This window comes from Gluconobacter cerevisiae (assembly GCF_015244675.1).
In the GTDB taxonomy this organism is placed as follows: domain Bacteria; phylum Pseudomonadota; class Alphaproteobacteria; order Acetobacterales; family Acetobacteraceae; genus Gluconobacter; species Gluconobacter cerevisiae.
Genome location: NZ_JABCQO010000017.1, coordinates 20,352 through 27,624 on the forward strand (window position 1 = coordinate 20,352; position 7,273 = coordinate 27,624).

A 7,273-nucleotide genomic window follows, 5' to 3' on the forward strand; every position below is an offset into this window, starting at 1 on the left:
TCGTGCCATCCTCCGTCCCTTCAATCCTTCTTGCAGGGTGCGGCAAGCTGGGAGGCGCGCTGCTCGACGGGTGGCTCGCCTCCCCAACCCCGCCACGCCTCGTCGTCCTTGACCGACACCGAACCAGTCCGGACGATACGGTCACCATCGTCCGGACTGCCGCCGAAATCCCGGCCGATTTCCAACCCGACATCATCGTCCTCGCCGTCAAACCCAGCGTTGCCGAAATCGTGATCGACGCATTTGGAAAGGCTCTGGGGCCCCGCCTGAACGGTGCCGCCCTGCTCTCCGTCATGGCCGGTCGCACCTGCGAAGCACTGTCGGACTCTATCCGGCTTGCAGGCGCGGACATTCCGGTCCTGCGCGCCATGCCCAATACACCCTCCTCGGTGGGTGCCGGGATCAGCGGTCTCTTTGCCTCGGCCGCCGCCACCCCCGAGCAGAAATCCATCTGTCACGATCTGCTATTTGCGGTCGGAGACGTCGTACCAGTCGAAAACGAAGACGATCTGTCGGTCGTCACAGCCATTTCCGGCTCCGGGCCCGCCTATGTATTCCTTCTGGCCGAACTGCTGGAAAAAGCAGGGCAGCAACACGGTCTGGCGCCAAATGTCGCCCGCCGTCTGGCCCGTGGAACAATCTATGGTGCAGGACGTATGCTCGACGATCTGCCCGAAAGCGCCGAAGACCTCCGCAAGGCCGTCACCAGCCCCAATGGTACCACCGCTGCGGCGCTGGCCGTCCTCATGAAACCCGATGCCTGGCCCCAGACGGTTCCAAAAGCTATTGACGCTGCTACAAAACGGGCCGACGAACTCGCTGGCTGACGGTTTCTTTATGGGAGAGAGCTTGTCGGCAGACCGCAACGCTCCCACCAATAGAACAAGACGCTTTCGACAGGAGACCCGAATGGACGGACGGCAGGACCCCTTTGAATCCGACGACATGGCACTGAGTGGTCCGCCGGATCTGGCGCAGGAAGCTTTCGACGCCGCCCTTCTCCAGTCCGCCCTGTCCCTCGCCGCAAGCGAAGGCTGGCACCGCTTTTCGCTCGTGGAAGCCGCACGGGACGCTGACCTCCCGGTCGAGACAGTCCGCAAACGCTATCCCGTCAAAGCCCTGCTGCTGCTCCAGCTTGGACGTCTGGCCGATGCCAGTGCCCTGCGTGACGATGGCAATGGCGGCACACTGCGCGAATATCTCTTTGACCTGATCATGCGCCGTTTCGATATTTTTCAGGAATATCGCGAAGGCGTCCGTGCTGTCCTTCAGGCCGTGCCCTACGACCCGCCTCTGGCTGCCTTTCTGGCCGGGACAACCCTTGATTCCATGAAATGGCTGGCAGAGGCCGCCGGAATCGACTGCACGGGTTTCGGTGGTATTTTCCGAATCAATGTTCTGGCCGCTGTCTGGGCGCATGCCATGCGGGCCTGGGAAAAAGACGAAAGCCCGGATCTGGCCGCGACCATGGCTGCCCTTGATACCGCGCTGGATCGTGCAGAGCGTTACGGCATCCTCAAGCCCTCAGCGCGACGCAAAATGGACGAGGCCCTGAACACAACCGGCCTGCCCGATCACGATCTCGAATTGGAATCCTGACTTCGGACTTTACGAAGGCAACCGGTTCGGACTAGAAGTCCGAAAGGATGCGCTCCCCGGGGCGCATCGATTGGGGTGTAGCCAAGCGGTAAGGCAGCGGATTTTGATTCCGCCACGCGGAGGTTCGAATCCTCCCGCCCCAGCCAAACTCCGATATAAATCATTGATATCAAACGGATTTTATTCGGGTAAAAAATTGAGTTTTGGGACTTTTCTCCATTTTCGTCCCCAAAACTGACTCCAATGCTCAAACGAAAAAATGGCTGTTACCACTTCCGCAGAGTAGTCCCTTCACATATTCGTGATGCTTTGGGTCAGACTGAAATCTGGCTCTCTCTAGGCACCCACAAGAAGAGAGACGCCACGTCCCGTGCGGGCATGATATATGGACAGGTCGAGAACCTGTTCTGTTTCCTGTCGGGTGGTGGTGCCTTGCCTGAAAAGTTTGACCTTAAGAATTATCTTCTGGAGATGGTGAAACTCCATCCGTCTGATTTCAAAGAGGACTGGCTGGCAGGGACAAGTGCCGGAATTGACGTAAAGAAAAAATATCTCTCAGGAGCCTCTGACAGATTCCTTCAGCAGTTCGTGAAGGATATAGATGGTCGAAACGCTCACCTTCTGAACGAAATCCAGCGTCTGGGCGCAGAACTGGAAGCTGCCAAAGCGGCAGGCAATCATGAGCGGGAGGGTCAACTGTTAGCCCTGCTAGGTCAGGCCATCTCCAAGATACCCGATATGAGCCAGCAGGTTTCCGCTGCTCCTGTGATGCACCACCAGATTCCGTCAAAAATCTCCTCGGTACCCTTCAGAGACATTGCCAATAGATATCTGGAAATTAAGAGGGCAAGCGTCTCAATAGAGACCTATAACCACTTTGTAGCCGCGTGCAGTCTGTTTGGCAGATTCACTGACACCACCCGTGAGCTGCATACTTTTACCCGTAAAGATTCATCAGCTTTCATCAACGTCTTGAGACAGATGCCCAAATACTGGGGAAAATCTTCCAAAGAAGAAACAATGACTCTGGGAGAAATTGTCGCATACCACCGGACGCGAAATCCTGAATACGTGACTTTATCAACAGACACGATGAGCCGACACATCAACAAGATGGCCGAAATCTGGAGTTATGCCATCTCGATTGGAGAACTGGACGACAAGAAGGAATACGATATCTGGTCGAAGCATATGGTAACGGCCATTAACGAACAGACCGTGGATAGAAGGCCGTTCAAGGAAATAGAGCTGGCGGCTCTCATGGAAACCCTGTGGAAGCCACGGATGAATATCAACACAGTCAGACAGATTATATCCGTTGCGACCTATACAGGCATGAGGCTGGAAGAAATTTGCAGACTTCGCCCATGCGATATTCATGAGGTTGAGGGCGTTCTCTGTTTCGATATCCGAATTCATCGAGATGCCGATGGGAAGGAAATCTGGAACCCAAAATCAGAGGCCGGTGAACGTCTCATTCCCGTTCACTCCTATATCAAGAACTCTACCGGATTGATTGAACGCGCCAAAAACTGCGAGAAATCCAAAAGAGACCGGATATTTTTCGACCTTCCTTATGCTGCCTCCACTAATAAATATGGAGCGGCTTTCTCTCAAAGGTTTAGCAAGTTCAAGAAAGATGCGGGTCTGCCTCGTGAGACAACATTTCACAGTTTCCGACATCTGTTCCGAACCATGCTTGGCCATCGAAGCGATGGACTGAACTACCCGGTAGAGTGGATTGACCAGATTCTGGGCCATGAAACAGCCGGAATGGGAAGCCATTACAATGCAGGGACAACACCATCGAACCTGATGAAAGTCGTTCGAACAGTGAAGTTCGAAAGCTGGGACCCTATGGAAATAAAAAACCGATAACCGTGCCCTGAAACAAAACTACATAACTGTCTGCTATACTTCCCTCTCAGGACTGGAAAACATCCCGGAGACCAGTCAGGAGAAGGAAGTACGACATGTTTCTACAACAGGACCATTATAGACCATTCTGCCCCTCTCCACGATTACGCGGGGAAGATGCAGGATGATGTGCAGTATGACGAGATAGACCACTGGATAAGAACCACCAGACCCGATGTCTGGCGCAGGCTGTTACCCCTGCATGGGATTTACAAGAACGAAATCACCAGCAAGGTCGCAGAAAACTGCGAGTTTCTTGCCTGTTTCGAAGAGACCGAACAGGTCGCCATGGAAGTCGTGGACTGGGTTGAAACCCTGCCCGATGACTTTGTTTCCGGCTTTGACCTTCTCTCCCAGTCCTATGACGAACTGAAGCAGACCCAGCGAATCACAGGGCGGGTTCTCACACGCAAAGCCAACAGGTTACGCCGCAATCTCCGCAGAATGCTGGAACTCTCCCCTGAACACGACAGGGTGCAGCAGGCCTTTGATGACGAGAAGCTGGCTGCAAGCAAATCGTTCATCGTGGTCTCTGACCGACAGAACCCGGACACTGGCCTGTCAGCGCATACGCTCCGTCAGTGGCAGCTCAGAAAACATTATGCCGTCACGCTGGCCATAGCCGACAGCCTGAATGACTTCGCCACAGGATTTCTGGGCTATCAAGGGCTGTTCCTGACCCTGACACTACCCGGAGAGTATCACGCCTGTTCCTATGAAGAGGCCAAGGCAGAAATCTCCAGACGCTGGAAAACCGTCAGACGCAAAGCACGGGAGAAAGATGTCCTGCTTCTGGGCATGACAGCGCTCGAACTCCAGGACGACGAAACACCCCACTATCATATCCAGCTCTATATAGACCCGACACAGAGAGCGTGGCTTGAGGAGCAGATACTTCAGGCCTTCCCGAATGAGGTTGAGCGGCAGGACGAAGCCATCAAGGACATCCGCGATGTGCTGTCCGTCTCCCTCTATCTCACCAAGGACTACGGCAAGCCTGAGACCAGTCTGACCTTCATTGGCCTGAGCAAAGACATCCGGACCCGCTACACGAACGTCTATGCAGGCAAGCGCTACGGAACCCTGTCAGATGCCAGGATTGCCACAACTCACAGACTGATAAAGCGGAAAGCCTTTGGCGGAACAGCGCTGCTTCTGATGCGTGGATTTTCCGATGAGAGACTGAACCGGATATCAGCCCGTCATCCCGATTTCCATTATGTCCGCGCAGGGATGCCAAGGGTTCTGATAGCTCTCGTGCATACAATGCATTTCAGGACAGTGAAGGATTTCAATGAACCCGCTGTCAGCCAGACCTCCATGGTCAGACGCGAGGTTTCAGCAGAAAAAACAGGGGTTCAGTCTCTCTTTGTTCCAACTTGTTTAAATGTATACCAAGAAGGTGTTCCCCAGATTGGCCTCCCTTACGAACGGCTATGTTCGAGGAGTCAGCCCCCACCCACAAAGGTATAGGACATTGAAATCTGACTGGAAACACGGTGCAGAATGGACAGAAACGGGCAAGGGCGGGGTTGAACGCAAGTGTCTGTAGGGTCGCGGTTCAAAGCCATACCTCCTGTCGCCACGTTTCTCCTTTTCAGGAACCGCCCTGCTCCTGAATTGCAGGATTTGCCAACCTACGCCTTGTTTCTCTGGGCATCATTATGCACGGGGGAGGCACTCGGAATCAGTTATCTGCTCTATCAGATAGGGAAAATATTCGATGTGTATTCTCTACCTCTGTCAAGCGACCTGACACCCCTCCTGCATCAGTCGTTATCCTTTTATTTATCGGCAACAGTTACTCTCGTATCGGTCATATTTTTTGCAACGATGGGCGTCATTTTTGCAAAACTCTCCTCAGAAAGCGGGAAAGCCCTATGGGAGCGCGTTACTGGACGAAAGCAAACCAATTGGCGCGCACGTTCCGTCAGACATAAATATTTTCTGCGCAAAAAAAGAAGCTGATGGCGCAGAGTTACTGTTTTTGTAAGGAGAGGCTCACATTCCGTGAGGCCTCTCATTTACGAGAAAACATTATCAGTGAAGGCGGGGGCCAAATGAGCACATCAATTCATAATCTCGCTGACATTCCCATTCCTCGAGTTCCCGTTTTTCATCGAGATGGCTCGTCACACATTCAAAGGAACGTATAAGGTTTCTAATCTTTCGCTCCCTTTTATTCAAAGCCTGAGCCTTATCTTTTCTACCACACATCTCAAACATGAGACGTGCTTCTTTAAAGCGAGAGGCTTCCGCTTCCAGGGCTTTCATTTCGCGGCATAATTCGGTGATTGTGGTAGCAAGATTACTCATGGCTGACCTCCCTGTCCTTCATAGGACCAGGACAGAGGCTTCTTGCCCTTCATCTCTGCCAGAAGAGAAAAACCGAGGTCGAAATGGGCATGGAGGGCAATGGATGAACCTGCATTGAACTCCTCCGGAGCAAAGCGGGCAAACCACTGCACGTACTGGATTTCCCAGTCCCAGCTATGCCCGTGATAACGCTCCCAGTCCCGGAAGCTCAGCAGTCCGAATGCGACAAAAAGCGCATTCCCAAAACCTTTTCGCTCCTGATTGCTATCTTCCTGCTCCCATCCATAAATGCTGATGGCTCCCAGAAGCTCTGCAACCGGATTTTTTGTATCTGTGAAGAAACGGAACAGCTCGTCAGGTCCTACGTTTCGAAGGCCTGATACCTTTTTCAACCCTTCAGCATAGGCATGACCAGACTTGGCCTTGGTCAATTCCTGAGCTTTTAGCTCCTGACTGACAAGCGAAACGATACGCTTGATTTCAGCCTGTGCGAGAGGGGCATTTCCTATGTGCCTCGTTGTTCCAAAGCTTTTTTCTCGTTCCTCAATATTTGTAAGAGCGAGAAGTACAGTTTCTATATTTGTATTAAAAATCCTCATGATGTTATTCCCAATTTGGTCACCTCAGTGACAAGGGTGTGTATAGCCAATACTCCACCCTTTGTCAAGTATTAATTTCAATACTCCGAAAAATAAATGATTTTCGATGAATCTGTATATACGAATACTTCTGTATCAATCCGAAATCACTTCCGAATACAGAAGACCATACACTCTCCCCTGCATCTCCCAGAGCTATAATGACTCACGCGCGCGAGGGGCATCATGAAAACGGAGACATTACATATCCGGGTGACACCGGAAGAACAGGAGAGACTGAAAACCACAGCAGGAACACGCAGACTGTCTATGTGGTGTCGCAGGATTCTGCTCAATGAGCTGGCAGGAGGGGCTTCGATTGCCGACGAGCTTCTGTCCTTGCGTCGTGAGCTGTCAGCGATAGGCAACAACCTGAATCAAATTGCTCGCAGGCTGAATACAGGGGAGCAGGTCGATATCGCTGCCCTGCCTGCTGACATCGACACACTGAAAGCCCGCATCAACAGGGTTCTGAGGCGGGTGCGATGATACTGAAGAGCAACCCCATCAAAACATCCTCCGGGTCAGGAGCCATTTTCCACCATCTCGTGGAGAAGACGGACGAGAACGAGCACATCCTGCTGTGGAAGGGTCGACGTCAGGATGTCGATGACTGCATGGCTGATGCAGCCGCTTTTCATCGTGTGAATGCTGTTCAGCACTTCCAGGTCTCTTCAAAAGAGAAACTCACCGACGAACAGTTTGCCGACTGCATCACCATGCTCGCCAGAGAGTTCGGATTTCAGGCCTCGGATGTCTGTCTTGCCGTCATCCACACCAAAACCCGCCACGATGGCAAAGCA

General features: G+C 52.6%; 7 protein-coding genes, 1 tRNA gene and 1 pseudogene. 7 read left to right on the forward strand and 2 right to left on the reverse strand.

Features of this window, described 5'->3' with window-relative positions:
- Window positions 1–2: 2 nt before the first annotated feature.
- The 5 genes from proC (at window position 3) to HKD21_RS13395 (ending at window position 4,989) form a co-directional block, all read left to right on the forward strand.
- Entirely contained in the window at window positions 3–827 is an 825-nt protein-coding gene (proC, locus tag HKD21_RS13375) for a pyrroline-5-carboxylate reductase (RefSeq protein WP_322782939.1), read from the forward strand.
- An 82-nt stretch (window positions 828–909) separates the two neighbouring features.
- Window positions 910–1,599: a TetR family transcriptional regulator gene (locus HKD21_RS13380; protein ID WP_194256124.1), complete on the forward strand. Its 690-nt coding sequence runs from the start codon at window positions 910–912 to the stop codon at window positions 1,597–1,599.
- A 71-nt stretch (window positions 1,600–1,670) separates the two neighbouring features.
- A tRNA-Gln gene (locus tag HKD21_RS13385) sits at window positions 1,671–1,745 on the forward strand.
- 97 nt (window positions 1,746–1,842) lie between these two features.
- The gene (locus HKD21_RS13390) at window positions 1,843–3,477 is read left to right on the forward strand and encodes a DUF6538 domain-containing protein (RefSeq protein WP_194256125.1); all 1,635 of its coding nucleotides are present in this window, start codon (window positions 1,843–1,845) and stop codon (window positions 3,475–3,477) included.
- Between the two features lie 156 nt (window positions 3,478–3,633).
- A complete protein-coding gene (locus tag HKD21_RS13395; RefSeq protein WP_228121488.1) occupies window positions 3,634–4,989 on the forward strand; it encodes a replication endonuclease in 1,356 nt (451 codons plus the stop codon).
- Window positions 4,990–5,556: 567 nt separating this feature from the next.
- Here HKD21_RS13395 and HKD21_RS13400 read toward each other — a convergent pair.
- Together HKD21_RS13400 and HKD21_RS13405 are read right to left on the reverse strand one after the other, a co-directional pair.
- Entirely contained in the window at window positions 5,557–5,832 is a 276-nt protein-coding gene (locus HKD21_RS13400; RefSeq protein WP_194256126.1) for a hypothetical protein, read from the reverse strand.
- Complete coding sequence (locus HKD21_RS13405; RefSeq protein WP_194256127.1) at window positions 5,829–6,431, reverse strand: hypothetical protein; 603 nt, start codon at window positions 6,429–6,431, stop codon at window positions 5,829–5,831. The genes HKD21_RS13400 and HKD21_RS13405 overlap by 4 nt, the downstream gene beginning before the upstream one ends.
- 225 nt (window positions 6,432–6,656) lie before the next feature.
- On the opposite strand from HKD21_RS13405, the gene HKD21_RS13410 reads away from it, so the two are divergent.
- Complete coding sequence (locus HKD21_RS13410; protein WP_194256128.1) at window positions 6,657–6,959, forward strand: MobC family plasmid mobilization relaxosome protein; 303 nt, start codon at window positions 6,657–6,659, stop codon at window positions 6,957–6,959.
- Window positions 6,956–7,273, forward strand: a pseudogene (locus tag HKD21_RS14420) (relaxase/mobilization nuclease domain-containing protein); the annotation flags it as partial. The gene HKD21_RS13410 and the pseudogene HKD21_RS14420, both read left to right, overlap by 4 nt.